Annotated in this window: 25 protein-coding genes and 3 pseudogenes; 11 read left to right on the forward strand and 17 right to left on the reverse strand. The window is 64.8% G+C overall.

The window, feature by feature from the left end; all coding sequences use genetic code 11:
* The 4 genes and pseudogenes from ACZYZ4_RS13765 to ACZYZ4_RS13780 all read left to right on the forward strand — a co-directional run.
* A pseudogene (locus ACZYZ4_RS13765) lies at positions 1 to 121 on the forward strand (fructose-bisphosphatase class II); the annotation flags it as partial.
* Positions 122 to 538: 417 nt separating this feature from the next.
* The gene (locus tag ACZYZ4_RS13770) at positions 539 to 910 is read left to right on the forward strand and encodes a hypothetical protein (protein WP_463861738.1); all 372 of its coding nucleotides are present in this window, start codon (positions 539 to 541) and stop codon (positions 908 to 910) included.
* 499 nt (positions 911 to 1,409) lie between these two features.
* Positions 1,410 to 1,673: pseudogene (locus ACZYZ4_RS13775) on the forward strand (DUF3644 domain-containing protein); the annotation flags it as partial.
* Between the two features lie 13 nt (positions 1,674 to 1,686).
* Positions 1,687 to 2,328 (forward strand): LysR family transcriptional regulator, encoded by a 642-nt coding sequence (locus tag ACZYZ4_RS13780; RefSeq protein ID WP_463861740.1) that lies wholly within the window; start codon positions 1,687 to 1,689, stop codon positions 2,326 to 2,328.
* 43 nt (positions 2,329 to 2,371) lie between these two features.
* Here ACZYZ4_RS13780 and ACZYZ4_RS13785 read toward each other — a convergent pair whose 3' ends face one another.
* Positions 2,372 to 2,911: a dihydrofolate reductase family protein gene (locus ACZYZ4_RS13785; RefSeq protein WP_463861742.1), complete on the reverse strand. Its 540-nt coding sequence runs from the start codon at positions 2,909 to 2,911 to the stop codon at positions 2,372 to 2,374.
* 143 nt (positions 2,912 to 3,054) lie between these two features.
* The gene (locus tag ACZYZ4_RS13790; RefSeq protein ID WP_463861744.1) at positions 3,055 to 4,617 is read right to left on the reverse strand and encodes a serine hydrolase domain-containing protein; all 1,563 of its coding nucleotides are present in this window, start codon (positions 4,615 to 4,617) and stop codon (positions 3,055 to 3,057) included.
* A gap of 332 nt (positions 4,618 to 4,949) precedes the next feature.
* Here ACZYZ4_RS13790 and ACZYZ4_RS13795 point away from each other — a divergent pair, with 332 nt between their 5' ends.
* Together ACZYZ4_RS13795 and ACZYZ4_RS13800 are read left to right on the forward strand one after the other, a co-directional pair.
* The gene (locus ACZYZ4_RS13795) at positions 4,950 to 6,116 is read left to right on the forward strand and encodes a methyltransferase (protein ID WP_463861746.1); all 1,167 of its coding nucleotides are present in this window, start codon (positions 4,950 to 4,952) and stop codon (positions 6,114 to 6,116) included.
* Positions 6,117 to 6,294: 178 nt separating this feature from the next.
* On the forward strand, positions 6,295 to 6,615 hold the full coding sequence (locus ACZYZ4_RS13800; protein ID WP_463861748.1) for a GYD domain-containing protein: 321 nt from the start codon (positions 6,295 to 6,297) through the stop codon (positions 6,613 to 6,615).
* Between the two features lie 83 nt (positions 6,616 to 6,698).
* Here the strand turns inward: ACZYZ4_RS13800 and ACZYZ4_RS13805 are convergent, their stop codons facing one another.
* The 3 genes from ACZYZ4_RS13805 to ACZYZ4_RS13815 all read right to left on the reverse strand — a co-directional run bounded on the left by ACZYZ4_RS13805 (position 6,699) and on the right by ACZYZ4_RS13815 (position 8,338).
* Positions 6,699 to 7,454, reverse strand: a complete 756-nt coding sequence (locus tag ACZYZ4_RS13805) for an ArsR/SmtB family transcription factor (protein WP_463861750.1) — start codon at positions 7,452 to 7,454, stop codon at positions 6,699 to 6,701.
* A gap of 25 nt (positions 7,455 to 7,479) precedes the next feature.
* Positions 7,480 to 7,689 carry a hypothetical protein gene (locus ACZYZ4_RS13810; protein WP_463861751.1) on the reverse strand — a complete coding sequence of 70 codons (210 nt, stop codon included), beginning with the start codon at positions 7,687 to 7,689 and terminating at the stop codon, positions 7,480 to 7,482.
* Positions 7,690 to 7,783: 94 nt separating this feature from the next.
* Positions 7,784 to 8,338: a hypothetical protein gene (locus ACZYZ4_RS13815; RefSeq protein ID WP_463861753.1), complete on the reverse strand. Its 555-nt coding sequence runs from the start codon at positions 8,336 to 8,338 to the stop codon at positions 7,784 to 7,786.
* Positions 8,339 to 8,842: 504 nt separating this feature from the next.
* Here ACZYZ4_RS13815 and ACZYZ4_RS13820 point away from each other — a divergent pair.
* Positions 8,843 to 9,196: a type II toxin-antitoxin system HicB family antitoxin gene (locus ACZYZ4_RS13820; protein ID WP_463861755.1), complete on the forward strand. Its 354-nt coding sequence runs from the start codon at positions 8,843 to 8,845 to the stop codon at positions 9,194 to 9,196.
* Between the two features lie 186 nt (positions 9,197 to 9,382).
* Here the strand turns inward: ACZYZ4_RS13820 and ACZYZ4_RS13825 are convergent, their stop codons facing one another.
* The 7 genes from ACZYZ4_RS13825 to ACZYZ4_RS13855 form a co-directional block, all read right to left on the reverse strand.
* On the reverse strand, positions 9,383 to 9,736 hold the full coding sequence (locus ACZYZ4_RS13825) for a hypothetical protein (protein WP_463861757.1): 354 nt from the start codon (positions 9,734 to 9,736) through the stop codon (positions 9,383 to 9,385).
* 75 nt (positions 9,737 to 9,811) lie between these two features.
* Entirely contained in the window at positions 9,812 to 10,879 is a 1,068-nt protein-coding gene (locus tag ACZYZ4_RS13830; RefSeq protein WP_463861759.1) for a glycerophosphodiester phosphodiesterase family protein, read from the reverse strand.
* 131 nt (positions 10,880 to 11,010) lie between these two features.
* Complete coding sequence (locus ACZYZ4_RS13835) at positions 11,011 to 12,015, reverse strand: bile acid:sodium symporter family protein (protein WP_463861760.1); 1,005 nt, start codon at positions 12,013 to 12,015, stop codon at positions 11,011 to 11,013.
* 114 nt (positions 12,016 to 12,129) lie between these two features.
* Entirely contained in the window at positions 12,130 to 13,671 is a 1,542-nt protein-coding gene (locus ACZYZ4_RS13840) for an alanine/glycine:cation symporter family protein (RefSeq protein WP_463861762.1), read from the reverse strand.
* Positions 13,672 to 14,301: 630 nt separating this feature from the next.
* Positions 14,302 to 15,327 (reverse strand): DUF808 domain-containing protein, encoded by a 1,026-nt coding sequence (locus ACZYZ4_RS13845; RefSeq protein ID WP_463861763.1) that lies wholly within the window; start codon positions 15,325 to 15,327, stop codon positions 14,302 to 14,304.
* A 189-nt stretch (positions 15,328 to 15,516) separates the two neighbouring features.
* Complete coding sequence (locus tag ACZYZ4_RS13850; RefSeq protein WP_463861765.1) at positions 15,517 to 16,473, reverse strand: lipid kinase; 957 nt, start codon at positions 16,471 to 16,473, stop codon at positions 15,517 to 15,519.
* 136 nt (positions 16,474 to 16,609) lie between these two features.
* On the reverse strand, positions 16,610 to 17,122 hold the full coding sequence (locus ACZYZ4_RS13855; RefSeq protein ID WP_463861767.1) for a methyltransferase family protein: 513 nt from the start codon (positions 17,120 to 17,122) through the stop codon (positions 16,610 to 16,612).
* On the opposite strand from ACZYZ4_RS13855, the gene ACZYZ4_RS13860 reads away from it, so the two are divergent.
* Complete coding sequence (locus tag ACZYZ4_RS13860) at positions 17,121 to 17,450, forward strand: hypothetical protein (protein WP_463861769.1); 330 nt, start codon at positions 17,121 to 17,123, stop codon at positions 17,448 to 17,450. The genes ACZYZ4_RS13855 and ACZYZ4_RS13860 overlap by 2 nt on opposite strands.
* A 23-nt stretch (positions 17,451 to 17,473) precedes the next feature.
* Here the strand turns inward: ACZYZ4_RS13860 and ACZYZ4_RS13865 are convergent.
* The 3 genes and pseudogenes from ACZYZ4_RS13865 to ACZYZ4_RS13875 form a co-directional block, all read right to left on the reverse strand.
* Positions 17,474 to 17,875: pseudogene (locus ACZYZ4_RS13865) on the reverse strand (thiamine pyrophosphate-dependent enzyme); the annotation flags it as partial.
* 12 nt (positions 17,876 to 17,887) lie between these two features.
* On the reverse strand, positions 17,888 to 18,124 hold the full coding sequence (locus ACZYZ4_RS13870; RefSeq protein ID WP_463861771.1) for a hypothetical protein: 237 nt from the start codon (positions 18,122 to 18,124) through the stop codon (positions 17,888 to 17,890).
* Between the two features lie 372 nt (positions 18,125 to 18,496).
* Positions 18,497 to 18,649 (reverse strand): hypothetical protein, encoded by a 153-nt coding sequence (locus tag ACZYZ4_RS13875; protein ID WP_463861773.1) that lies wholly within the window; start codon positions 18,647 to 18,649, stop codon positions 18,497 to 18,499.
* A gap of 775 nt (positions 18,650 to 19,424) precedes the next feature.
* Here ACZYZ4_RS13875 and ACZYZ4_RS13880 point away from each other — a divergent pair.
* Entirely contained in the window at positions 19,425 to 19,835 is a 411-nt protein-coding gene (locus ACZYZ4_RS13880) for a hypothetical protein (protein WP_463861775.1), read from the forward strand.
* 246 nt (positions 19,836 to 20,081) lie between these two features.
* Here ACZYZ4_RS13880 and ACZYZ4_RS13885 read toward each other — a convergent pair whose 3' ends face one another.
* A complete protein-coding gene (locus tag ACZYZ4_RS13885) occupies positions 20,082 to 21,755 on the reverse strand; it encodes a thiamine pyrophosphate-binding protein (RefSeq protein ID WP_463861777.1) in 1,674 nt (557 codons plus the stop codon).
* 120 nt (positions 21,756 to 21,875) lie between these two features.
* Positions 21,876 to 22,379: an Lrp/AsnC family transcriptional regulator gene (locus ACZYZ4_RS13890; RefSeq protein WP_463861779.1), complete on the reverse strand. Its 504-nt coding sequence runs from the start codon at positions 22,377 to 22,379 to the stop codon at positions 21,876 to 21,878.
* Positions 22,380 to 22,471: 92 nt separating this feature from the next.
* On the opposite strand from ACZYZ4_RS13890, the gene hisC reads away from it, so the two are divergent.
* Both hisC and ACZYZ4_RS13900 read left to right on the forward strand, forming a co-directional pair.
* Complete coding sequence (hisC, locus tag ACZYZ4_RS13895) at positions 22,472 to 23,569, forward strand: histidinol-phosphate transaminase (RefSeq protein ID WP_463861781.1); 1,098 nt, start codon at positions 22,472 to 22,474, stop codon at positions 23,567 to 23,569.
* 54 nt (positions 23,570 to 23,623) lie between these two features.
* Positions 23,624 to 25,036, forward strand: a complete 1,413-nt coding sequence (locus tag ACZYZ4_RS13900) for an amino acid permease (protein ID WP_463861783.1) — start codon at positions 23,624 to 23,626, stop codon at positions 25,034 to 25,036.
* The last annotated feature ends 300 nt before the right edge of the window (positions 25,037 to 25,336 follow it).

Genomic DNA, 25,336 nt, shown 5'->3' on the forward strand with positions numbered 1-25,336 from the left:
CTACGCCAAGGACAAGGTGCTGACCCAGTCGATCGTGATGCGGTCCAAATCAGGCACCGTCCGCTTCGTCGACGGCGAACACCAGGCCCACAAGTGGGAATCCTATTCCCGCCAGGGCTAAAGGCAGGCAACCTCGCTGCCGCCGAAGGACAGTTTGAAAGTGGGTGACCTCCACCCATCCATGATCAGGCTGTCCTTCGGAGCGGGCTCCGCACGCCAGCGGCGATCACGGTCTTATCCTTCGCATCCATCATCAACATCCGTTTCACGACGGAGACCAGCACCGGTAGAAGACCGGGAACTCAATGACGACGAAGTCACCGGCGATGTCATGGAAGCTGGCTGCCCAACCTCTCGTCGTTGGCTTCCTCGAAAACGCCATTCGAACTATCAAAAGCCGCTGTTCTCACCTGACAGTCGCACCCCCGTCAGCGCCAAAGTCCGACAACCCGGCGGGCCAGCCGGTAACACCGCCAACGCGCACCGACGGACAACCAGGAACAGCCCCGCAGCCAGGCACAGCAGGAAGGCCAAGCAAATGACCCGCTACACCGAACCGACCGCCCAGCAGCTCGAAGAGGCACGCGCCCTGATTTTCCTTGCGGAGACGAAAAGGGAACTGCGCAGCACCGGGCATATTTGGGATCTGGCGCTGGAAATTGAAGTGAAATACACGGCCCACAATCAGCGGCAGTACCTCATCCACGCGACCCGTGGAACGCAGTCCATCACCGGGGAGGAAGGCTATTACGTCCATCCCGTAAGCGGCACCCCGGACACTGCAGCATGGCGCCTTGGCATGGACGCCAGGAACGCAGCCAGGAAGCCCCCGGCAGCTAAGGATCGCGCCGCCGAGGCAACCGCTCAGTCTGACACAAGTGGCGGCTTCATCTTGGCCAACCGGGCGTAGTTGCCCCCGTAGTTATCCTCGACGCGGGACTGGTCGTCAGCGTCAAGAAAACTAAAGTAGCCCGCGCCGCCTACGAAATCTGGAGCATAGCTGTTGACAGCACCCAGATAATCTGTCAACTCATCTCGGCCCACGCCAAGTCATTTACTGCAGGATCGCCCGCCGTCAGCCTCGTCACGTGAGAAACCTGGCGCAACCGGGAGGGGTCCCAGGACCTGCTACCAACGGCGGCCGGATCACGCAACGTCAAACAGCACACCATCGCCCAGGCCATGTCTATGGAGCTGCCCTCTGACCGCGCGATCCGTGCGGCGCATGAGCGGCCAGAAGCAGGCGGCGTGCGCGGAAGGCTCGTACTCGACTTCAGTGGCTGAACTGCGGTCAACCTCCCAAGCGGCCTTAGCGCTACTTTCCCGCGCATTGGTCCCCGACCCCCGTGTACCCCGCAAGAACAACGTAGGGTGAGCTCATGGCTTCTCGTCCGAAGTAGTGGCACACGTTGCAGGCTTCCAAAGGGGAGGTCCGACTGGCCGTCGACCTTTACAACCGGTCCGGTAACGAGCGGCAGCTTGAGGCGTTCATCGTACATATGAACCTCGGTTGGACGAAGCTGCTGCAAGCTCGGACGGAGGGCGATGGTGGTGAACTGATCGAGGGTGATGCGCGGGGGTGGCGCATAAAGCACCCTGAGGGTGGGTACCTTTACAAGCCCCTCCGGTCGCTGCTCGGCGAGCAGTTCACAAGCCCGGACCCGCGCCTCAGTAACATCACGTCAGTTGGAGGTCCTCGTTGCCGTACTGGAGCAGGGCGGCTTTGGTGCCGCTGCGGATCACCTGCGGATGAGCCAATCGGCTGTTTCGCATGCACTCGCAGCGTTCGAGCAGTCCACGGGTGCGCCCCTGGTACAGCGCTCCCCTGAGATCGCAGCAACGCCTCTGGGTGATACGGTTCTCACGCATGCCCGCAGTGTCCTCGCCAGCGTTCGCTCCCTTGAAGCAACCGTGGATTTGCACCACGGTCGCGCCGCGACGGGACCTGTTCGCCTCGCGGCCGGGGTAACCGTGTCCCATCGGCTCGTCCCCGAACTGCTGCGCCAATGGCGGGCGGAATTGCCTGGTCTGGACACCCGCCTCTTCGAGGGCGGCGACAATGAACTCGACGTCTGGCTCGCAACCGGGGCAGTCGACGCTGCCGTGCTAGTTGATCCGGACCCGATTCCCGATCGAGCAGTCGTCCTGGCCCGTGACGACTTCCGTGCCGTTATCCGGGCTGACCACCCGCTTGCCGCGGTGAAGCGCATCGCCCTCGAGCTGCGGCTTGAGCGCACTCTCGTTTTTGCTGGCCCCTCGACGCGGCCGTGGCACCCTGGTGTTGAACGTATGCGGGAGATCGCGGAACGCACGGTAGCGAATATCTGATCCCGGGTCTGCTCGATCTGTTCGTCATGCTTAGACTCACTCCTCAGGTCGTTGCCGGTGCCATCCGTAGTGCCAGCATCCCGCCGTCGAGGAGCCGCGGTTCGACGACCCGCAGCGTGCGCTGGGTTCCGTCCTCCGGCAGCATTTTCTTGCCCTGGCCGAGCACGATAGGCGAGACCAGCAGAGCGTACTCGTCGACGAGATTCTCCGCGATGAGCGTCTTGACGAGCGTCGGGCTGCCCCAAACGATTACGTTCTCCCGCTCGCGAAGGGCGCGGATCCGGCCGGGTATGTCATCGGCGATAATCGTGGTGTTGTTCCAGTCGGCGTGTTCCAGGGTGGTCGACACGACGTACTTGGGCATGGCATTAAACTTGTCGGAGGTGAAGTCCCCCGATCGCGACGGCCAGGCGGCGGCGAAGCCGTCGTAGGTGACCCGGCCGAGCAGCATCGAGTCCGCCTCGGCCAGCACTTCGTCGTTGAACGCGCCGGTGGCGTCGCTGAAGAACGGGCCCGACCAGAGATGGGGCTCCTCGGCGACGTTGTCCAGGGTAGTAAACGCGGTGACGGTGAGCTTGCCCATGAAGAGCTCCTTCAGAGTGGTTCCGGTTGGGGTTCCCGCTCTAGGTGCGGAGCGGGATTCGATCCTGTACTTGACGACATTGTGCACGCTCTCCGCGACCTGGGACAACCCATCGGCGACTCGTCGGGTGATCGGACGGTGCATCATGCCCTCGTCCTAAGGAGCAGCCAGACCGTCCGCGGGATCGGCCAGAGGATGGCCAGCGCGAGCACTGGCGCCAGCGAGATGCCGACGTCGGGAAACTGGCGGATTATCACAAACAGGTTGGTGTCGAACCGGGCCGGGGCGTAGACGAGGCACAGCCACAGCGCGAACCCGTCGAGGGCGAGAGCCGCGGCGCCCCAGACCAGGGGAACCCAGCGCTTCGGGGACGTTGCACGCCGCCTGAGCAGAAACCGCAGCGCCAGCCACAGGCTCAACAGCTCCGCCAGCAGAAGTGCCAACGAGACCGCCCAACTGTAGCGCTGCAGCCAGTCCTCGTGCACCACGGCGGGCACCGGGGACTGCCCGTGGAGGATCCGCAGGATGTTGGTGTCGATGGCCTTCAGCCGCGACGGGGCAGCGGTGTCATTGCCGTTGATGACCAGGGCGACGCCGAGTCCGGATTCGGGAACCATGGCCAGGTAGGTGTGGCTGTTGCCCCATTCGCCCTGATGCTCCAGGAGCAGGGGCAACGACCCCTCCGGGACAGGAGCTGCTGCGGGATCGGCGGACTCCACGAGCGGCCGGGTGAACCACCCCATGGCGTACCCCTTGGAACCGTCCACCTGCACGCGGGGCTCGAACATCGCCGCCACGCTCCCAGGCTGGAGGATCCGGGTATCGCCGTACTGTCCGCCGTCGAGCAGCGCGGTCAGCTGATGGCCCAGGTCCTCGGCCGACGCGTACAGGGTGGACGACGGCATTCCGGTGGTGGGTGCGGGCACGTCGGTCTGGCGCCAGGACGAGCCGAACCACAGGGAGTAGCCGGCGGCCGCGTTGTCCGCGCGTGCGGCAGCCTGCGTGGGATGGCTGTGCGTCATCTCCAGCGGTCTGAAGACGTGCTGCTTCAGGTAGTCGCCGAAGGGCTGGCCGGAGACCGTCTGCACCAGGAGGCCCAGGATGTTGAAGTTGGCGCTGGCGTAGTGGAAGGCCTCGCCCGGTTCGCCGGCCAACGGGGCACCTGACAGTGCGCGGACCCCGTCTTCGATGGCCTCCGGGCCTTTTGCCTCGGAGGCCTCGAAGGCGGTGTCCTTGGATGCCATGCCGCTGGCCTGGTGGAGCAGATGGCGGACCGTGATGGCTTGCGAGCGGCTGTCGTCCAGCGTGAACCAGGGCAGGTAAGTCTGTACCGGCTCATCCAGCCGCAGCCGGCCCGCCTCCACCTGCTGCATCACGGCGATGGCCGTGAGGGACTTGCTGGTGGAGGCCAGCAGCACCGGCGTCTGGGTGGTCATCGGCCGCCCGGAGTCGTCGGCGCGTCCAAAAGCGGCGGAGTGCACCTGGGCGCCGTCCCGGACGACGGCGATGGCGGCGCCCGGAATCCCGAGGGCCTCGATCTGCTCCTGCAGGAAGGAGTCCAACGCCTCGTAGGCCTGACCAGGATTCGCGGGTTCTGTGGGCGGTGAGACAGCCGGGTCCGGTGGAGGAGAGGTGGCGCCGCCGAGGATCCCCACGGCCAGGAAGCACAACAGGAGACAGCGCGCTGACCAGGAAATAGTTCGCATGCCCGCACCTGCACTTCGGCCGACCATCCCTTCACGGTATGGCCTGGCCAGGTGGAAATCAATGCATCGAGGACGGGTGCAGGGGAGTACGACGACGGCGCCCGGCTTGGGTGCCGACGGGCGCCTGGCGACCATGGCACCCCTGTATCCTGACAATGTAGGTTGAAGGGCGCCAGCGGCCATCGACCAAGCTCGGTTCGCGGCCGGATGACGGTCTGAAATCTTGGGCCGTAGCCCTGGACGTCGTGGAATCGCCGCCGCAATCGTCAGTCTCCGATCGGCCCCCGGACTCTTGGAATGGATCTTTTATCAGTACCGACACGCCAGCTCCCGTGGGAATCCCAACCTCGGTCCTCAAACCCTCGCGCACAGCTGCGGTGGATGAGCCCGCCCTCGTGACCTGGGCCGAGGCTGGTACCAGCATGACCGCGCGATGGCGTTCCGCGAACGGCAGACCGGCGCCGACGCGCGTCGAAGTGGTCTCCGACTCTCTCACGGCCGATGATGCGAACCGGATGGCGTCACAGGGGATCGCGATGCTCTGGCACGGTGACTTTCACAACGGGCGGCAGATCCTCAACGCCATGGACCGGCGGGTAGGCGCCGGAAAGAAAAAGATCGCAGGAACTCCGGCCGATGAGTTCTATCGGTATCGCCAGTCCCGCTCGCATCGTGCACGCATTCTCGGCCTGCTGCTGATTCCTCTTGATCCGGGCCCGGTGGTGCCGCTGCGCCGTGCACCGGATATCCGGGAGGCCGCCGCTGAAGCGTACGGTGATATCGGCGAATCTTCTGTTGTGTCCCTGCATGAGCTTGTCGGGGCGATTGGCGCCCACGAGTGGCGACGGAATGGCGTCTACGTCGATGCCCTGCAGGGCCGCATCCACCCGCACTATGGCACGTTCTTCCCCACCCGGAGTGAGTATGTGGATCTCGTGGCCGCCGCTGCGTTGCCCTCTGACACGCTGGCGTTCGACGTCGGAACCGGCACCGGGGTGCTCGCTGCCGTCCTCGCCCGCCGTGGCGTCCACCGCGTGGTAGCGACGGACAATGAACCGCGTGCAATCGCCTGCGCCGGTGAGAATTTCCGGAACCTCGGTGTCCAGGACCGTGCTGAGGCCGTCCTGACCGACATGTTCCCGCCCGGACGGGCACCGCTCATTGTGTGCAACCCGCCCTGGATTCCGGCCACGCCGCATTCCACTCTGGACAGCGCCGTCTACGACCCCGGGAGCAGGATGCTGTTCCGCTTCCTGAACGAACTCTCCGACCATCTGGAGCCGGGCGGTGAGGGCTGGCTTGTCCTCTCCGACCTGGCCGAGCACCTTGGCCTGCGGTCGCGTGACGATCTGCTGACCGCCATCAAGGCGGCTGGGCTGAAGGTGATGGAACGGCTCGACACCAAGCCAACGCATCCGAAGGCATCGGACCGCGACGATCCTCTGTTCGAGGCGCGCGCGGCCGAGGTCACGTCCCTGTGGCGGCTTGTTCCCCAGTAGTCAGGGAGCGTATGCAGGCCACCAACGCGCCAGTTTGCAGCACCCGTTGTCAGTGCTCGGCAGCGAGCCTATGCTGTGGCCACGGCCCCACTCGGGGACCGTCCAGGATCCTCCCTCATTGGGTGCCAGGCACGCGCTGGGCTGCCCGCGTCCTGGACATCACGGGACAGGAAAGACCATGACCAAGTATCTGTTTGAAGCGAATTACGTGGGCGAGGGAATCAAGGGGCTCATGCGTGAAGGCGGCACCAAGCGGCGTGACGCGCTGGTGGACGCCCTCAAATCGGTGGGGGGATCCCTCGAGTGTTTCTACTACGCGTTCGGGGAAACCGACGTCCTGGGCGTCTTTGATGTGCCCGACCAGGCGGGCGCTGCAGCCCTTTCACTGATGATCAATTCGACGGGTACCGTGACCGTGCGGCTGAAGCCGCTCATGACGCCGGAAGATGTCGATGCGGCGTCCAAGTTGACGCCGTCATACCGGGCTCCGGGGCAATAGGGCGTAGCCGACGGGTCACCTGGCCAGCGGCCGCCGTCGGGAATTACGACGGCGGCGCGCCGGTTGGGCGCCGGCGGTCGCGTTTATGTGTACATGAGTGAGCCCGGGGTGGTGAGCTTTTCGCCGGTTTCCAGCCAGGTCTTGAGGCCCGAGAGAATCATCGGCCAGCCGCCGTAGAGCTGGTCGTTGGCGCCTTCGCGGAGCTGGTCGTGGGTGACGGTGAGGTGGCAGGAATCGCCCACCGGTTCGATCTCCCAGGTGACGCGGGAGGTGCCCTCTTCCTTGACGTCTTCGCCCCAGAGGGCGCGCATGGTCTGGACGAGTTTGCGTGGGGGATCGACTTCGATGTTTTCGCCTTCGCCCAGGACCATTCCGTTGGCCTTGGGGTTGTGCATCTCGTAGTGGCCGCCCGGCGTCCAGTCCGCGGTGTGCGTGTTGCCGAACTGGTATTTGCTGCGGATCTCGCTGGTGGTGATGGCTTCCCAGAGCCGCTCCGGGGTGGTTTTGATGTAGATTTCGAAGATCTTTTCCATGGGACTTTCCAATCTGGTTTTGAGGTCGCTGAGGGCAGCGGCCCATGGTTGTGCATACTTGCTGACCCAGCGGTCATGGACCAGCCGGATGGGCACCGGATTCAGGAAGTGCAGTTTCTCCCGGCCCCGGCGGCGGGTGACCACCAGCCCGGCTTCCTCCAGTAGCTTGAGGTGCTTCATGACCCCGTAGCGGGTCATGTTGAAGTGCGCCTCCAGCGCGTGGAGGGTCTGCCCGTCCTCCCGGAAGAGCTCATCGAGCAGGTCCCGGCGGGTGGGGTCGGCGAGGGCCTTGAATACGGCGTCCACGGTTCAAGGATAGGTGACTAAATGGTCACATGTCTATAGTTGCCTTCTTGGGTCCGAATCCTAAGGTGCTTAGAAAGACGCTGATCAGTGAGAGCCGCATGGAAGCTAGCTCAAGTGGCTCGCCTGCAAGTTGAGTGCCAGACATGGCGATGGCTTCCTTGGGCTTGGCGCGCCTCACGCCGTCAAAGGCAAAGTGCTGGACTGTTTCGCGGTGGTGGGGAAAGTGGTAGTTCATCTGCTTCTCGTTTCTTCGTTTTGACGCTGTGGGCGCTGACTGGTTTTGGGCACAAAAAAAGACCACGTTCTAGTGGCCTTGGGTGGAGCGCTTCTTAGCAGGTAAATTCTTGCTTCATCATGAGGTCGAAGGCATCCCGCGTAGTCTGAAGGTTTTCTTCGGCTTCGATGCGATTCTGCATCTGCTCCTGCATGGCAAGAATCTCTTCGTATCGGTTGTCCTCGGGTATGTTCATCGAGCGGTATGGAGTGCCTTGCCAATCGGCGTTAATAGCCTCCGAAAGTAGTGCGTCGGCCAGAGCTTTGAGAATGATTACAGCCGCCCTTGGCCCGAACGTGCTTTCCAAATCCTCGACTCGAAAGCCCGAGGCCTGCCCGCTAGAAATAGTGGCCCAGCCCCCTCGAAGCGGCAAGGAGTCCATGTCCCTTAGCGTCAGGCCCGCGTCTTCAAGTGGCTCCGTGATATTGGCGACCAAATGCTGCGAGTCAACAGCAACAGCCCAGCGATCGCCAATCATTCCTTGAGCTATGAGCGGATAGGAGTTCACCTCAAGTAGCGGAAGGCCGTGTTCGTCCTCACCGCTAACTATGAATTCCATGGCAAAGCTACCGTCGACATGAAGCCGGTGCTCATTGTTCTGATTGCACATCGTGTCCTCTTTCAAATTGGTTGTGGTTTAACGACGAAGAGGCCATGTCCGCTAAAGCGGGCAAAGCCTCTCTCTTTTTGGGAGTTCGGGATGCCGTCCGGCCAGTGTTCCTCGATCTCTAGTTACATTTTACGAAGACTTCCGTTTCACATTCCAACTGAGCTGCTCAAGCAGTGGCTTCTGTCCATGCCCTGCCACTTCAAGTGTGTGGAAACTTCCGTGACACTTGCAACCAGGTCGCGCGCCTAACCTTCAAGTTCCAGCTGGATAGTCAGGACGTGGCGTCAGCGCATCCTTGTCTAGCAGTCGGCACCCAGAGCTTGAGGAGTGGTGCCAAAAGTGGCACCATTGTTTCTGTGGCAAGCATCGAGAAGATCGAACAGCAAGCTAGAAACTCACCGGGCGGGGGATCCCAGAATCAATCTGCAGGACAAGAACGGTAAGGCTAAGCCGTATCAGGTCAAACAAGCCTTAGCCGCAATCGATCGGAGCAAGGAGAAGTAGATGTCCACTCGAAAAGCAGCAGCCGTTCCGTCCCCGGTTGCGCAGTACCGATACTCGGTGCAGTGGTCACCGGAGGACCAGGAGTTCGTTGCCACTGTCCTTGAGTTCCCTTCGCTGTCGTGGCTGGACGAGGATCAGTTCGAGGCACTTCGCGGCGTCGAACGCCTGGTGTCCGATGTCATCGACGAACTTAGGGATTCTGGCGAAGCGGTGCCGCAACCAATTTCGACCCAAACGTTTAGTGGCAGGCTCAACCTTCGGGTACCCCCTGAGCTCCACCGCAAGCTGGCGATTGAGGCTGCCAATCACGGAGTGCCCCTGAACAGATACGCTACTGAGTTGTTGACGGCGTAAGGGAAGTCCACTGGTTTACAAAAACCGCTTGGCTGCTAAGAACTCTTTGTAATTGTCTGGGATGTCCACAGTGGCGCCCGTCTGTCCGTCTGCCCGTCCTCCCGGGTCTAGGGTTTGCGGCTCGGGCAAAGCAAACAGGAACCCCGCAGCGGTGGTCTGCGGGGTTCCTGGTCTGTAAGCGGCTAGTTACTCGGAATCAGACTTCTGTTCCCGGTCCCGGAGGTTGTTCTTGATCTCGTCGAACTTCTCTTTGATGACCCGTTCCACTTCGGAAAGTGATTTTCCAGCGCTGCTCAACGGGTCCATCTGGAGGTAAACGTTGTGACCGACAGGCAGGTCGTACTCGTCCTTCAGGTGGGTGCCGCCGCCGACTCCTTGGAGGGACAGGTACACTTGTGCGTCCGTTCGGGCAATGCCGGCGATGGTTCCGAAGACAACCGTGAAGTCATTCGCCTGAAAGCTCACACTCTGACCGATATGGCTGCGGTCAAGGTCACCGGCTGCTACGGGCTTTTCGGACTGGCTTCCGCTGTAGTTCATGAGCTTCTCCTAAGAATCGAGGGACGCATGCCATAGCAGTCTATAAGTGACGCAGGAAGCGAAGCGGGGAATATCTTACCCCTTGACCTCGTACGCCTTGGGCAGCTTCAGGCCGCGTTCCTCCATGAGGGTGCGCAGGCGGGTGGGGTAGTCGGTGATGATGCCGTCCACGCCCAGGTCCATCAGGCGCGCCATGTCCGCGGTGGTGTTCACGGTCCACGGGATGACGGGCAGGCTCAGTTGGTGGGCTTCGGCGATCATCTCGGCGGTGACGGAGCGGAACGTGGGGGAGACGACGTCGTACCCCTGGGCAGCTGCAGCCTTCGGAAGGGAACCGTCGTAGTCGTCGATGTCGATGCCGCCCAGGTTGCGGCTGGCGCCGGGCTGGCCCACGCCCATCCAGGCGTCGCCGCTGGAGAGTGCCACCAGGGGAAGGTTGGGCGCGATCTCCTTGGTGAGGTTCAGCGAGGACCAGTCGAAGGACTGCAGTGTGGTCCGGTCCGCCATCCCCGAGGCCTGGATCTCCGCCACCACCGCGCGGGTGAGGGACTCCATGCCGGCGCCGCCGATCTCGCTGCTCTCCACCTTGGTCTCCACGTTGAAGCGGACCTTCGCGGCGCCAGCGCCGCGGACCAGCTGGTCGACGTCCTTGAGCTCGGCGATCCGGTTGCCCTCGATGACGTCCTGCTCAGGGTAGCCGGGCAGCTGCACGACGCCGCAGTTGAGCGTCTTGATCTGCGCGAGGGACAGCTCGGCCACGCGGTCGCCCACGTACGGGAACTCGGGGTCGCCGGCGGTGGAGGGTGCGGTGTCCGCGCACTTGGCGGCTTGGATGGTGTCGTCGTGCCACACGATGACCTTGCCGTCCTCGGTCAGGTGGGTGTCCAGCTCCAAGGTGGTCACGCCCAGTGCCAGGGAGTTCGCAAACGCGGCGAGGGACTCCTCGGTCCATTCGCCGCGGCCGCCGCGGTGGCTCTGCAGGTCGAAGGAGCCGTTGCGCTCGTTCGTCTTGATGGCAGAGGTTGCGGTTCCGGCAGCGTTCGACGCCGGCGTGCCGGCTTCGGTCTGGGTGCTGGCGACGGCTGGGCTCGCCATGGCGGCGATGAGGGCGGCGGCTGCCGCGGCAGTCAGGATTGGGCGCATGAGTGGTTCCTCCTGGGATAACGGGGGCCGGCTGTTCGCCGGTGACCCGTCCACGCTAGGGAGGGCAGGTGGCGTGGTGGGTGCCTCGAGTTGGAGCGGAGGTTAACTCGAAGCGTTACGAGTGTTCGCGCTTATTCCGTGACAGCCGCTGGAACCGACTCGCCGTCGCTCAAAGCAGGAGTGCTGCGGCGGCGCCAGTAGGCCGCCAGGACCGCACCGGAAACGTTGTGCCAGACCGAGAAAATCGCGCCGGGCAGGGCCGCTTCGGGAGTCAGATACTGCCGTGCCAGCCCTGCTGCAAGGCCTGAATTCTGCATGCCGACCTCAACCGCAGTGGTGCGCTTGGAAGGAATCGGTAGCCGGAACAAACGGGCCGCAGTGTAACCGAGGGCGTATCCCAGGCCGTTATGCAGAATCACCGCAACGAGAACCAGCAGTCCTGCTGAGAAAATGGCCTTTGCGCTTCCAGCCACCACCGCAACCACCACAGTGGTGATGGCGAGTACCGAGATCCAAGGAAGGGCGGGCAGCACCCTGTTGACCAGGCGCGGCGAGAAGAGCCGGAGGACGAGTCCCAGCAGCACAGGGAACAGCACAATCTGGACGATGGACCACGCCATCGAACCGGCGTCCACCGGCATATACTGACCGGCCAGCCACAATGCCAGCACCGGGGTCAGCAGCGGAGCAATCAGCGTTGAAACGGTCGTCATCGCGACGGACAGGGCGACGTCGCCCCTGGCCAGGTAAGACACCACGTTGGACGCCGTTCCGCCGGGGCAGCAGCCCACCAGGATGACGCCCGCGGCCAGCGCAGGCGGCAGCCCCAGCGCCGCCGCGATCAACCAGCCCAGTAACGGCATGACGGCATACTGCGCCACAACGCCGATCACCACCGGAACCGGCCGTTTGGCAATGACGGCGAAGTCAGGGGGCGTGAGTGTCAGCCCCATGCCGAACATGATGAGTCCCAAAAGTGGGTTGATCCAGGGGGCCAGCCCTGTGAAGGCTGTTGGGGCGGCAAGCGCTACGGCGCCTCCGGCCAGGATAAGCACCGGGAAAAGAGTGACGGCGACGCGGGCGCTGCGTTCTTCGGCGGCTGATGCCGTCGTCGAAGATTCGGGTAAGGAAGACATACCTACCGGATCATCACAGTGAGAGCTAAGTTTCAGAATCAGCGTGCATTGATGAAGCCGGGGCGGGTGTGACCGTGCGCCGCGTGAACGGCGCGGCGCACGGTGCACTGCGCACTAGATCCGGGCGGATTCCTTCTCGCGCTCGGCCGGCTTGTAGGACTCCCAGAAAGTGGCTCCGGTGATGCCGAGGGGCCGGGGGTCGAAGACCGGGTCGAGGCCGAGCTTCTGCTGCCTTTCGAAGTCCCTGAGGGCCGCCAGGGCAGGCTTCTGCAGGATCAGGATGCCGATGATGTTCAGCCAGGCCATCATGCCGACTCCGATGTCGCCCATCAGCCAGGCATCGGCGGCCGTGTTCACACTGCCGTACGCGACCGCGATGAGGATCAGGACCTGCAGGGCCATCGTGGTGACACGGCCGACGCTGGCCCCGACACCGGGAATCATCTTGTTCGAGGAGTTGCCCACGAGGAAGCGCAGGTTGGTCTCCGCCATGTAGTAGTACGCGATGACCGTGGTCAGGCAGAAGAAGATCAGCGTGATCGCGATGAACGCGGCGCCAAAGCCTGGGAAGACCGAGTCGAAACCGGTCTGCACGAACTGGGGTCCGGCCGTGGCCGTGGCCGAGAGCAGGCCTCCCTCCACGAGGACCTCGCTGTCTTCAGTGCCGCCGGAGAAGACGCGGTAGGCGCCGGTGGAGAGGATCAGGAAGCCGGTGGCCGTGCAGACGAACAGGGTGTCGATGTAGACCGCGAAGGCCTGCACCAGGCCCTGCTTGGCCGGGTGGGAGACTTCGGCGGCAGCCGACGAGTGGGGGCCGGTTCCCTGGCCGGCCTCGTTCGAGTAGACGCCGCGCTTGACGCCCCACATCACGGCCAGGCCGATGACGGCGCCGAGGGCCGCGTCCATGCCGAACGCGCTGCGGAAGACCATCGAGAGGATCGCCGGCAGCTGGGCAGCGTTGACGAAGACAACCACCATGGCGAGGACGATGTACGCGGCGGCCATGAACGGCACGACGAAGCCGGCGACGCTGGCGATGCGCTTCACGCCGCCGATGATGACGAACGCCAGGAGGATCACGGATCCGACGGCGACGACCCAGGACGGGATGGTCCAGGCGCCGTTGATCGCGGTGGCCATCGAGTTGGCCTGGACACCGGGCATCAGCACGCCGCAGGCCAGCACGGTAACGGCCGCAAAGACGTAGCCGTAGACCTTGAAGAAACCGGCGCCCTTGGTGTGGGCACGCGCGCGGGAGAGGTAATACGCGGGGCCGCCACGGTACTCACCGGTCAGCGGATCACGGGTCTTGTACATCTGGCCCAGTGTGCACTCGATGAATGAGGTCGAGGCGCCCAGGAAGGCGACCATCCACATCCAGAAGAGGGCGCCGGGGCCGCCGAAAGCGACAGCGGTTGCGACGCCGGCGACGTTGCCGGTTCCGACGCGTCCGGCCAGCGACATTGCCAGCGCCTGGAATGAGGACACGCCGGAGGCGGACTTTTCGCCCCGGAGCAGCTGCTGGATCATTCCCTTGACGTGCCGGACCTGCATGAAGCGCGTACGGATGGAGAAGTAGACGCCGGTGGCGAGGCAGAGATAGACGAGCCAGTCGCTCCAGATCACGCCATTGATGGCTGATAAGACATCGCTCATAAGTGTGGGTTCCCTCCATGGAAGATTGCGGGTGATGCGGTTGGTGCTGCGCGCGGTCGGGTGGGCATAGTGGCGCGCACCACACCAAAACCTGTGAAGTGTCGCACAAAGTATCAGTGTTAGTCCATTTGGCCATCTCCCGGGCGGTCTCGGACACCGTACGGCGAATTTGTGGTAGTCCGCCTGCTCGGCAGCTTTCACGTCCGCACCGACCAGCGCGATGTCGCAGGGAGCCATGACCTCCGCGAACCAACGGTGCCGCTATGCCTGGTACCTAAGCCGCCCAAACTGCGCCAGACTGGAGCCCTCAACGACGCCTACGATGCAGCTCTCGCGGAATTCCGCGCGAAGAACGGCCTTGATGCGCGGGGATACTCCAGGACGCCGACGGGCCGAACCAACTCTGGGAAAAAGGCCAATTTTGTCCCAGTGCATCCTGGGATGCGGGAATAGTCGGCGCCCTCACTCGCGTTTCATCGCGCTCACGAGGTGTGGGCGCTTTCTCGAACGGGTCTTTGCGAAAGCGCCCGGCTGGGATGGCTCGCCGTATAGCGGTCTGCGTTCCGTCCCAGTCGAAGGACCGTTTAGACCGGTGACCGTCCGCCTTTGACTTCCCCCGGTGGGTACGAGCTAAGGGGCGGGATCGGCGTTCCGTTTTGTCGGCCGATAGCCGGCGATTGCGGCGCGGACGTCGCCCTCCTCGTGCTCGCCCTTCTTCTTGCCGAACGGCAGCACTTTTAGCAGCGGGTGCACGATAGCCATGACGAGGAGGCCCCAGGCGAGTCCGAGGATGGCCGAGCACAGGGTGTTCACGAGCCAGGCCAGGAAGCCGCCCACCACCGGGATCCCGACGAAGGGGGCCTCGAGGACATGGACCAAGTCATAGGGCGCATGCCAGCCGAGGTCGTATGCTCCCTGCAGCATGATGTGGCCACCAACCCAAAGCATGGCGACCGTCCCAATAAGGGTGATCGCGGCCAGCACCGAGGGCATCCCCTTGACGAGCAGCTCCCCGAAGCGCTGGGAGCCCGCGGAATCCTTAGCGGCCAGGTGCAGGCCGACGTCGTCCATCTTGACGATGAGTGCGACGGCACCGTACACGAGCACCGTGATCACGAGGGCAACAACGACCAGAATGAGAGCCCGGACCCACAAGGACTCGTCGGCCACCTCGTTCATCGAGATGACCATGATCTCGCAGGACAAGATGAAGTCGGTGGTGATGGCGCCCTTGGTAACCTTCGCCTCCGCCTCCGGTCCCCGTTCGACTGCCGGCGCATCTTCGTCCGCGGAGTGGTGTCCGCGGAGCTTGTGCCAGACCTTCTCGGCACCCTCGTAGCAGAGGTACGTGCCGCCCGCCATGAGGATGAACGGGATGGCCCATGGGACGAAGGCGCTGATGAGCAGCAGGGCCGGCAGGATGATCAACAGTTTGTTGCGGAGCGAGCCCCAGAAGATCCGCTTGATCATCGGCAGTTCGCGGGACGGGTCCGCCCCCGATACGTACTGCGGGGTGACGGCGGCGTCATCGATTACCACGCCGGCGGCCTTGGCCCCCGCTTTGGCCGCTCCGGCAGCGACGTCGTCCACCGAGGCGGCCGCTATGCGGGCCAGGGCTGCGACGTCGTCCAGCAGGGCGACGAGACCGCCGCTCACAGATCGCACCCGTACTGCTCGAGGGCGGACGGCTTGGCGTGGATGCCTCGGTCGAGGCGCGTGATTGGCATGTTTGGAGTATATCGACGGCGGGCAGCCCATCGAACCGGAGTGGCGTGCGTTAACTGCAGTAGTGCCCGCCCGCGGCCTGCGAGTTCACGCCCCCCGACCAGACGGGCTAATAAGCTTTCAACTGGACGGCCAGTTCGCGGCGCCCGGCCCGTCGAACAGCGCGCTGTTGCTGCTCTGAGGTACCACGACGTGGACGGCGTTGCGCTGGACGGTGAAGTCGGTCGGCGTGGTCGTCGCGATCTCGCCGTCGAGGTTCACCGGCAGCGGCTGCTCGGTGACCAGCCGGACACGCCGGCTGGTCAGGTGGTACACCCGGTCGTGTTCGATGAAGCTTCCATCCTTGAGTAGCCGTGCGATCTTCACGTGCTCCCGGAGCGGCGCCGCCAGGATCGCGTAGATGTCAAGAATGTGATCGTCGATCCCTGCCGTCGGGGAGACCGTGTTGCCGCCGCCGTAATGCCGGCCATTGCCGACGGCCACCTGAAGCAGGTTTTCGAGTTCCATCGGCTCGTGGTCCCCCTCGGGGAACTCGAGACGGGCCCGGAACGGCTTGTGACGGGCATATGAGCGCAGGGTGGCAATGCCGTAGGCCAACGGCCCGAGATGCCGCTTCAGGCGGGGGCTGAGAGCTTCGGTAACAGCCACCGACAGGCCCACGGACGCGACGTTGAGGAATGGCTCACCGTTAGCTCGGCCGAGGTCGATGTCCACCACCTTTCCTTCTGCGATGGTGGCGCACGCCTCGGCCAGATTATTCGGTATCTCCAGCGTGCGGGCGAAGTCATTGGCGGTGCCCAGTGGAAGAACGCCGAGCATAACGTCGGTGCCGGCAACTCGGCCGGCGGCGGAGGTCACCGTCCCGTCGCCGCCACCGACAACCACCAGGTCGTGCCCGTCCGCAAGCACTCGATCAAGCGTCCTGGCCAGGTCTGCCCCTGACAGTACGTGGTGCACGGCGGAGATCGGCACGCCTGCCCTGTGCATCGTGTCCACCGCAAGTTTGTGTGCCGCCCCTCGGCGTGATCCGGCGTTGATCACAACGGCGGCAGAGCGTGCGTCACGGGCAGCCTTCATGTGGACATGTTAGGCCGTTGACCTGTGAATTCCTTGCCCGCGGTGCAGGACCTAGTGCCTGCTCTCGCGCTCGCCGACAGGCATGGGCCTTGTGGAGGCGTACGACGGCGGCGCTTGAGTTCCAGCCGCAGGAACCTTACGTGCGGGGGAGCCCAAGGTAGCGTGGCACCTTTTCCGCGTAGTCCGGGTACGACTGCGGAAACAGGCGCGCGAGCGCGGCCTCTTCCTTGAGGACAAACCGGTGCTCCATTAGCAGCTCGGCCGGCAGCAGCGCGAGAACCCAGGAGGAGCCGGCTAGGGTGCCCGCACCGAGTTGCATGAGCCACCAGCCCACGTACATGGGATGGCGGGTGATCGCATAAGGACCGGTGTCCACCAGGTCCTCCGGCTGCTCCAGCTCAAAGGGACCCGCCGATCGCCGTCGACGTTCAGCCAGGGCCCAGACATTCAGGCCGGCGCCGGCCACCACCAGTCCCGCGCCCGCCATCCTGTGAATGGAACGGGGGCCGGGAAGCGGCATGGGCCGGAGCCGGGCAAGAAGGAGATCAAGGGCCATCGCGGCCACAACGGGCGGAGGCAGCGGAAGGTTCTCGTAGACCGCCTTCACGCGTCCCGCCAGGGTGCGCACGGAATTGCCGTCGGCTGCCATGGTTTCAGGGTACGCCGCGTGGGCAATAGCGCAGTGCTGTGATGAACTGACCGGCAATGACATGATGCCTGCGTACTACCTCATGGCCGTTGCCGCGGTTGCCGCCGTGGCCATCTGGGTCCTGCCCGAATCAGCACGGAGGCACCTGCCCGGGTCCATGCCCAGCGTGGATTCGGAGGAAGCCGCCCGGAAGCTGGTGGTGACCCAAGCAGCTATGAGATCGCGCGGGCGTCGCACAAGGGGCGGCATGCCGGCTTGGTTTTCCGTGCCTGCGGTGGCGTGGCTCCCCCATGGCGGCGGCCGCGGCAGCAGCACCACCCGATATTGAGGTCGCGAGTAACGCCCCAAGAGCTAGCCCGCCACGGCCGCCTTCGCCGCTTGCGAGGCCTGCATCCATTCGCTCAGCCACGGTGCCCGGACGCTCGACGTGATCCGGCAGTCGGCAACAAAGGTTCCCTTCGCGCCGGCGTCGATCCAGTCCTTGAGCGCCTCAAGGTCCGCCAGCGAGCGGATGATCGACGACTCGGCACCCAGCGCGCGGGCGACGCCGCTGAAGTCCACCTCGGGGATCAGCATGGGCTTTTCGGTCAGGCCCTGGGAGCCGTACTGGTGGATTTCGGCTCCGTAGGCGGCATCGTTGTAGATCACGACGACGGCGCTGCTCGCCGTACTAATGAGCGATTCGAGGTCGGACAGGCCCATCAGGAAACCGCCGTCGCCGGAGGCCAGCACCAGGGTGAGGCCGTCCTCCACGCGAATCAGCAGTCACTCAGCAAGCAGAGGCCTGCTCCGCCCTGCGCCAGCCCCATAAACATCGTCCGGTGCAGGAGGTCCCCGTGCTTGCGGGAGACCTCCACTTTCCTCAATATCGCCGACGTGCAGGGCTGCCATGAGCGCGACGGGGTCGTGGTTGGACTTGTGCAGCTTCTCGGTGGGGTAGGGGATGAAGTAGTCATAGAGCTGGGCAAGCGTCTTGTGGTAGACCTCGACGGCGGTACCCATCCCTGGCGCCGCCCCACCAGTTGATGGAACCGCTCGTCCGCCTGAAAGCAGCACAACAGGCACTTCGCCGCGCTCCCGTCGACGTCGGACGGCGTTATTCCCTGCGTCGACAGCCTCGCCTTCCGGCGATACCGGAGCCATCGCGGGGACTCACGTTGGGGCGTCTGGAGCACCGCAGAGCGCCGCGAATTCCTGAAGCTGGTGCTGGACCGAGTCGAGGTCTTGCCTCCTAGGACAATCCGCGGCAAAGGCCGGGACTACTTCAAGGGCGCCGAGCGGCTCCGCCTGGTCTGAGCGTCGGCGTCCCCCAGAGTACTAACATGAGCGATTCATTCGGACCGCCCGGAGGACGGCCTGGGGGCGGTTAGGGGCTTAAGGGGCTGGCGCGTCGAGGGAGTCGAGGGCGCGGATGCTGGCGACGTAGGCCTCGGCCTCAGCGACAGTGACCATGAAGAGGGCGAAGACGCCGTCGACGAGGACGGAGGCTGAGTTGCCTCGGCTACTGATTACGATTCCCTTCGGCAATTTGGCTACTTCTTTCCCTGCGGCTAGGTCTTCGTTGTCTAAACAGAGTTCGTTGTGACCCCATCCGTTGGATGGCTCAATTCGGGGCTCAAGAAAGGACTACCAGCGCGAGCTGCAAGTCCTTCCCTGCACGGTCTTGGCCTTCGCCGACGAGGTCAAAAGAAGCCCTGGGCTCCCAGCCCCACAGCAGGCTAGTCGTCTTCCCCGAGCTGCACCTCTTCGGCGACCAAAACCCGGACCTGCAGCGCGCCGAAATGCTGCAGGCCCTACGACCCCGGCGACCGGCGTGTTCACGAGAACAACCACTTGAGGTTGGTGCGCATGATGCCCTGTAGGTTCATGTCTGGGTCCTCTCGATAATGTTCTGGACTTCGGGCTGTGCGAACAGCTGTATGTTCCGGTACGCGAATTGCTCCAGGACTTGACGGCCCTGTCCGGACAGCCTGTACAGCTTTTTGGGCGGACCGGCGGGACTGTTTTCGAGCCGCAGTTCTACCAGGCCGACGGCGCCGTTCCCAGTGGCGGCGCCAAAAATCTATAGTGGGGCATGGCCATGTTGAGGGTTTCGCTTCGCTTATCAGCGGTGTCGTTTGCGGTAACCGGTGTGTTGCTCATCGCCGTGACGTTCCTACACCCGAGTATTTTCGATCGGCCGGTCAGTGACGTGGTCCTGGAATCCGCGGCGTGGTGAGTTCCCGTGCACCTGGCTGGCTTGGTTGTCTTTGTTCTGACAGTTTTCGGAGCGACCGGCCTTGTTGCCGCCCATGGGGATCAAATGGGCAGGCTGGGACGCGCAGGCCTGGTAGTCACTCTGGTGGGTGCAGGCTGTACCGGCGCTCTTTCCGCCGTCGAAGCGATAGTATTTCCGGTGCTTGCGGAGCGGGCTCCTGACCTGCTTCGGCTTGACGGGCCGCTGGTGGCTTCCTGGCCGATGATCGTCGTCGGCGTTGCAGCCCTCGGATGGTTTCTGGGTCTGGGGATGATTGGTGCCGCGGCGGCCCGCTGCTCCGTTTTCCCCCGCGCAGCCGGGGTGCTGCTGGCAGTCAGCAGTGTTCTGTTCCTCGCCCTTGAGGGTCCGTTCGTTCCGGTGTTTGGCCTGCTCGCGGGCGTGCTTTTCGGCGCCGTCCTGATCTGGTGGGGCTGGCTTTTGGGGAAAGCCGCTGCTGGATCTCCCCAGATGCCATAGCACTGAAGCAAGGACGGCCGCCCACAGGTGGAACGCTCCGATGCTGATTCGGAAGACCTCGACGAAGCAGCCAAGAAGACGCCGTCTACCGCCCCGGGACAATAGGCGCCCGTGACAATAGGGGCGTTTGGCGCCCTGCCAGCCGGCCGCCGTCGTAAGTTTCGACGGCGGCGCCCGGGTTTGGGGAGTGACTCCTGCCCTGGACCGGGGCAGCTGCAGCCGCGTGCGCCCGGCTAGGCAGTACCCCTACCCCGCCACCGCCGCCTTCGCGGCCTGCATGGCCTGCATCCATTCGCTCAGCCACGGGGCCCGGACGCTCGACGTGATCCGGCAGTCGGCCACGAAGGTTCCCTGGGCGCCGGCGTCGATCCAGTCCTTGAGCGCGGCAAGGTCCGCCAGCGAGCGGATGATCGACGACTCGGCACCGAGTGCGCGGGCGACGCCGCTGAAGTCCACCTCGGGGATCAGCATGGGCTTTTCGGTCAGGCCCTGGGAAGCGTACTGGTGGATTTCGGCTCCGTAGGCGGCATCGTTGTAGATCACGACGACGGCGCTGCTGGCCGCCCCAATCAGCGATTCGAGGTCGGACAGACCCATCAGGAAACCGCCGTCGCCGGAGGCCAGCACCAGGGTGCGCCCATCCTCCACCGCGCGGGCTGCCCCGACGGCGCTGGCAAGGCCCAGCCCGATGGTCTGGTAGGCGGTCCCCACCATGACCAGGTCCTGCGGTCTCGGGATGCGCCAGTACATGGGTGCCCAGCCGACGAAGTGCCCGCCGTCCTGGACCACGGTGCGGCGCTCCGGCAGCACCGCATCCAGTGCCGTGGCAAGGGAGCGCGGGTCCAGCCGTCCGTCCGGCGTCTCCGCTGAGCCTGGGTGGTGGGCCGGTCCTTCAGCCAGGCGCCTGCGGGCTTCCGCACGCCAGGCTTCTGCGCGGCTGGCTTCCGGCGAGGCCGGGCCATCCAGGATCCTCAGGAGGCGTCCCGCAGCAGACTTCATGTCCGCGCTGACGAACGTATCCACCCGGGGGTGCGTCGGCTGCAGGGCGGTGTCGATCTGGATGACGGTGCTGTCCGGGCCTAGCAGGTGCCCGAACCGCATGGTGAAGGGGCTCAGGCTTGCCCCGGCCACGAGGACCACATCGGCCTCACCCATGAGCCCGGCCGCGGTGTCCGTGCCAAAGCCGCCCGCCACGCCGAGGTATCCGTCGCCCTGGAGGAGGTTGAGCGCCAGGGCGGTTCCGGCCGTCAGCGCGCCCAGGCGGTCGGCGAGCTCCCTGAGTTCCGGGCCGGCTCCGGCGAGATGCGCACCGCGGCCGGCGAGGATCAGCGGCCGCTTCGCCCCGGCGAGCAGGCGGGCTACCTGCCCAAGGCCGCCGTCGACGTCGTCCGTTACCTGAAGTGCCAACGGTGCCGGAAGTTCCTCGTCCGCAGCCTCCAGTGCCGCGAGGTCGTAGGGAATGGCAATAACCACGGCGGTCCGCTTGGTGAGCGCGTACTCCACCGCCTGCTGCGTGATGGAGCCCGCGGCGTCGCGGGTGACGGTGAAGGTCGCCGCGCCGAGGCCTGCAGCGATTGCCGCCTGGTCCACGTCCTGGGGCCGGGCGCCGCTGCTCGGAGCGTCCCCGGTGACCAGCACAACGGGGATTTGCGCCTGGACCGCCTCTGCGAGGGCGGTGAGCGCATTGGTGTAGCCGGGGCCGTAGGTGGTGGTGCCCGCGGCGAGACGTCCTGACGTTCGGTAGTAGGCGTCGGCCGCGGCGATGGCGGCGCCTTCATGGCGGACGGGGGAGAAGCGGAGGCCCAGCTTTTCCGCGGCGTCCAGGAAGTAGACGTTTCCGTTGCCCATGACGCCGAAGACATCGCTGAGATAGCTGCTGAGAACCTGCGCCACGCGGCCGGAGACGGTAAGTGAAGTCATGCAGGAATCTTCTGATTTTGTCCAAGAATAGGCAACAGAGCCAAGTTGGATTGGGATATTTGGCAGCAGAATGGAGTCATTAATGAAAATATGCCCATCTGTGGCGTGCATCACCTGCGTTTAGTCGGAGGGGCGAGATTCCTGCTCCGTCAGTCGGCTCAGGAGGCCGTCGTAGCGGGGCGGCATAAGTTCAACCACGGAGATGGCCGTGCTGGTCCGCTGGATTCCGTCGATGGCCAGGATCTGGTTGGTGATGCGGTAAAGATCGGCCGTACTCCGGGCCACCACCTTGGCCATGAGGTCCGCGTCGCCGGTGGTGGCGTGCACCTCGATGACCTCCGGGATGGCCGCGAGCCCGTTTTCCACCGCTCCCGCCCGCGTCTGGCTGATGGCCAGCGAGAGGAAAGCCATTAGGTCATAGCCAAGCGCGGCGGGGTCCAGTCTGCGGCTGAAGGAGCGGAGGGCGCCGCTGCGCTCGAGCCGTGCCAGCCGGGCATGGACCGTGTTCCGGGCGACGCCGAGCGTCCGCGAGAGTGCCAGGGCGCTGGCTTCCGGATCCTTGTCCAGGGCCAGGATGATCCTGCCGTCGAGTGAATCCACGGTGCGGGGGTTCGGGATGGTCATATTTTCACCACAGACAGTAGAAGTTGAGCAGAAGTCCCAATGGGTTGAGCGTATCTTGCATTGTGGGCCGGGTCACAACATGATCGTTCCTCATGACCCGTGATCAGCTCCTGACCGCACCGGACACCGCGCTCCCCACCCTTCGCGGCGCGGTGGCCGGCCTCCCGCCCTACGTCCCGGGCCGGCGCGGCGCCGGCACGGACATCGCAGCCCTCGCCAGCAACGAAAGCCACTACGAGCCACTGCCCGCTGCCGCCGCTGCGGTGGCCGAAGCGGCCGGCACCATGAACCGCTACCCTGACAGTGCCGCCGTCGAACTCCGTGAACGGATTGCCCGCCACCTCGGCGTCAATGCCGGAGAGGTCGCGGTGGGACCCGGCAGCGTGGGCGTCCTCCAGCAGATCATCACCGGCCTGTGCGATGCCGGGGATGAAGTGATCTTCGCGTGGCGTTCGTTCGAGGCCTACCCCATCCTGATTGAGCTGGCAGGCGCCCGGCCGGTCCGCATTCCGCTGGACGGCGCTGAGGGCCACGACCTCGCTGGCATGGCCGCCGCCGTCACTGCCCGCACGAAGGTGATCCTGCTCTGCACCCCCAACAATCCCACCGGCGTGCCGATCAGCCATGAACGGATCGAGGCCTTCCTGCACTCCGTCCGCACCGACATCCTCGTGGTGATCGACGAGGCCTACGTGGAATACGCCGAAGCGGGCAGCGGCCCCGATTCCCTCGCGCTCTACCGCCAGTACCCCAACGTCTGCATCCTGCGCACCTTCTCGAAGGCCTACGGGCTCGCCGGCCTGCGCGTGGGCTACGCCGTGGCGGCGCCGGCCATCGCTGAGGGACTGCGCCGGACCGCCCTTCCCTTCTCCGTGAGTGCGCTGGCCCAGAAGGCGGCCATCGCGTCGCTGGACGCCGGGGAGGAGATGGAAGCCCGGGTCGCCGCGGTCAGGCAGGAACGCGCACGGATGGCCGCACAGCTGGAAGCGCAGGGCTGGAAACTGCAGGCGAGCCAGGGCAACTTCCTGTGGATCCGTGCGGAGGACCGCCTCCAGGCGAGGCTGGTGGACGCGTTTGACCGCGCAGGCATCCTGGTCCGGGCGTACCAGGGGGACGGGGTGCGGATCACCGTTGCCGGCCCTGCCTCCAACGATCGTGTGCTCCGGCTTTTGGAAGCCCACGCAGCCTGAAAAACCGACTGACCTGAAACCCCATCCGTTCCACCTACAACCAGAGGACTCCCCATGGAACAACAGACAATGACGTCTGGCCGCGCACTGGGCGCCGCACTCAAACCCCGCCAGCTCACCATGATGGGGCTCGGAAGCGCCATCGGCGCGGGCCTCTTCATCGGCTCCGGCGCCGGCATCCAGGCGGCCGGGCCGGCCGTGCTGATCTCCTACCTTGTGGCCGGCACCCTCATCATCCTGGTGATGTGGGCCCTCGGCGAGATGGCCGCCGCCAACCCGGACAGCGGTGCCTTCTCCGTCTATACCGCCAAGGCCTACGGGCCGGTGGCCGGTGCCACGGTGGGCTGGCTCTGGTGGCTGCAGCTCGTGGTGGTCATCGCGGCCGAAGCGCTCGGTGCGGCAGGCCTGCTGTCCATCATCTTCCCGGCCCTGCCGGTGTGGCTGATGGCCTTCGTGTTCATCGTGGTGCTCACCGCTGTGAACCTCACCAGCGTGAAGAACTTCGGCGAGTTCGAGTTCTGGTTCGCCCTGCTCAAGGTGGCCGCAATCGTCGGGTTCCTCCTGGTGGGCGCTGCCCTGCTCTTCGGCTGGCTGCCGGGCGTGCAGTCGCCGGGCCTGGCCAACTTCACCGGGGACGGATTCGCGCCCGACGGTTTCGCCGGGATCGCCACGGCACTCTTCGTGGTGGCATTTGCGTTCGGCGGCACCGAGATTGTGTCCGTGGCGGCAGCTGAGACCGCCGAGCCTGCCCGCAGTGTGAAGAAGGCAGTCCGGACGGTGCTGTGGCGCATCCTGGTCTTCTACATCGGTGCGATCTTCGTGATCGCGGCAGTGGTTCCCGTGGGTTCTGCGGGACTGAAGAGCCCGTTTGCTGCGGTGCTGGACGCCGCCGGCATGCCCGGCGCGGCCACCGCCATCACCCTGGTGGCCGTGGCAGCTCTGCTCTCCGCCCTCAACGCCAACCTGTACGGTGCCTCGCGGATGGCGTTCTCCCTGGCCGAGCGGGGCGAAGCGCCACGGCTGCTTGCCTCCGTTTCCAAAGCCCGGGTACCTGTTGTCGCGGTCCTGGCCAGCGTTGCCTTCGGCGTTGTCACGGTCGTGCTGGAGCTGGCTTTCCCCGAGATGGTCCTTCCCGTCCTGCTCAACATCGTGGGTTCGACGTGCCTGCTGGTGTGGACGTCCGCGCTCCTGGCCCAGCTCGCGCTGCGCCTCCGCGCCGACCGCGAGGGAACGGAACTTCCCCTGCGGATGCCTGGCTTCCCGTGGCTCACGGGCTTCGGTCTCCTCATCCTCGCGGCGATCTTCACGGTGGGCTTCATCGGCGAGGATTCCCGTCCCCAGCTCCTGAGCACTTTCGCGCTCGTGGCGCTTCTGGCGGTGGCGAACTGGCTTCACCACCGGTCGGGCAAGGTTGCGCCGGTTGTCGAGTCTGCGGACGGTGCCAAACAGCCGGTACTCATCGACTGAATCAGGTGCCTTGAACCACTTCCCGGGTTCCCTGCCAAGTCGGCCATCTTGACTAGGCGTCGGGTTTACCGTGCTTCGTCATCGGTCTTCCAACGGGGCCCTGCCACTATCCGGGATGACGTCGAGTGCAGCCTGTAGACGGGGGAGGGGCCAGACTCGGTCTCCTGCCGGCGCCGTTGCAGCCACAACCCCACCGCACTTTCCAGTGCTGTGGGGTTGTGGCTGGTGGGCAGTCGGCCCTCGGCTCTGTGCAGGGCTAGGACGGCCTCCAGTTCCGCCCGGCCGATGCTGTCGCCCGAG

It is taken from the genome of Pseudarthrobacter adonitolis (assembly GCF_055412845.1).

What these genes read in the sequence shown, in the direction of transcription:
- ACZYZ4_RS13770 (WP_463861738.1), top strand. Translation starts at nt 539, where the DNA reads ATGACCCGCTACACCGAACCGACCGCCCAGCAGCTCGAAGAGGCACGC.
- ACZYZ4_RS13785 (WP_463861742.1), bottom strand. Translation starts at nt 2,911, where the DNA reads ATGGGCAAGCTCACCGTCACCGCGTTTACTACCCTGGACAACGTCGCC.
- ACZYZ4_RS13790 (WP_463861744.1), bottom strand. Translation starts at nt 4,617, where the DNA reads ATGCGAACTATTTCCTGGTCAGCGCGCTGTCTCCTGTTGTGCTTCCTG.
- ACZYZ4_RS13800 (WP_463861748.1), top strand. Translation starts at nt 6,295, where the DNA reads ATGACCAAGTATCTGTTTGAAGCGAATTACGTGGGCGAGGGAATCAAG.
- ACZYZ4_RS13810 (WP_463861751.1), bottom strand. Translation starts at nt 7,689, where the DNA reads ATGAACTACCACTTTCCCCACCACCGCGAAACAGTCCAGCACTTTGCC.
- ACZYZ4_RS13815 (WP_463861753.1), bottom strand. Translation starts at nt 8,338, where the DNA reads ATGTGCAATCAGAACAATGAGCACCGGCTTCATGTCGACGGTAGCTTT.
- ACZYZ4_RS13820 (WP_463861755.1), top strand. Translation starts at nt 8,843, where the DNA reads ATGTCCACTCGAAAAGCAGCAGCCGTTCCGTCCCCGGTTGCGCAGTAC.
- ACZYZ4_RS13825 (WP_463861757.1), bottom strand. Translation starts at nt 9,736, where the DNA reads ATGAACTACAGCGGAAGCCAGTCCGAAAAGCCCGTAGCAGCCGGTGAC.
- ACZYZ4_RS13830 (WP_463861759.1), bottom strand. Translation starts at nt 10,879, where the DNA reads ATGCGCCCAATCCTGACTGCCGCGGCAGCCGCCGCCCTCATCGCCGCC.
- ACZYZ4_RS13835 (WP_463861760.1), bottom strand. Translation starts at nt 12,015, where the DNA reads ATGTCTTCCTTACCCGAATCTTCGACGACGGCATCAGCCGCCGAAGAA.
- ACZYZ4_RS13840 (WP_463861762.1), bottom strand. Translation starts at nt 13,671, where the DNA reads ATGAGCGATGTCTTATCAGCCATCAATGGCGTGATCTGGAGCGACTGG.
- ACZYZ4_RS13850 (WP_463861765.1), bottom strand. Translation starts at nt 16,473, where the DNA reads ATGAAGGCTGCCCGTGACGCACGCTCTGCCGCCGTTGTGATCAACGCC.
- ACZYZ4_RS13860 (WP_463861769.1), top strand. Translation starts at nt 17,121, where the DNA reads ATGGTTTCAGGGTACGCCGCGTGGGCAATAGCGCAGTGCTGTGATGAA.
- ACZYZ4_RS13855 (WP_463861767.1), bottom strand. Translation starts at nt 17,122, where the DNA reads ATGGCAGCCGACGGCAATTCCGTGCGCACCCTGGCGGGACGCGTGAAG.
- ACZYZ4_RS13870 (WP_463861771.1), bottom strand. Translation starts at nt 18,124, where the DNA reads ATGGGTACCGCCGTCGAGGTCTACCACAAGACGCTTGCCCAGCTCTAT.
- ACZYZ4_RS13880 (WP_463861775.1), top strand. Translation starts at nt 19,425, where the DNA reads ATGGGCAGGCTGGGACGCGCAGGCCTGGTAGTCACTCTGGTGGGTGCA.
- ACZYZ4_RS13885 (WP_463861777.1), bottom strand. Translation starts at nt 21,755, where the DNA reads ATGACTTCACTTACCGTCTCCGGCCGCGTGGCGCAGGTTCTCAGCAGC.
- ACZYZ4_RS13890 (WP_463861779.1), bottom strand. Translation starts at nt 22,379, where the DNA reads ATGACCATCCCGAACCCCCGCACCGTGGATTCACTCGACGGCAGGATC.
- hisC (WP_463861781.1), top strand. Translation starts at nt 22,472, where the DNA reads ATGACCCGTGATCAGCTCCTGACCGCACCGGACACCGCGCTCCCCACC.
- ACZYZ4_RS13900 (WP_463861783.1), top strand. Translation starts at nt 23,624, where the DNA reads ATGGAACAACAGACAATGACGTCTGGCCGCGCACTGGGCGCCGCACTC.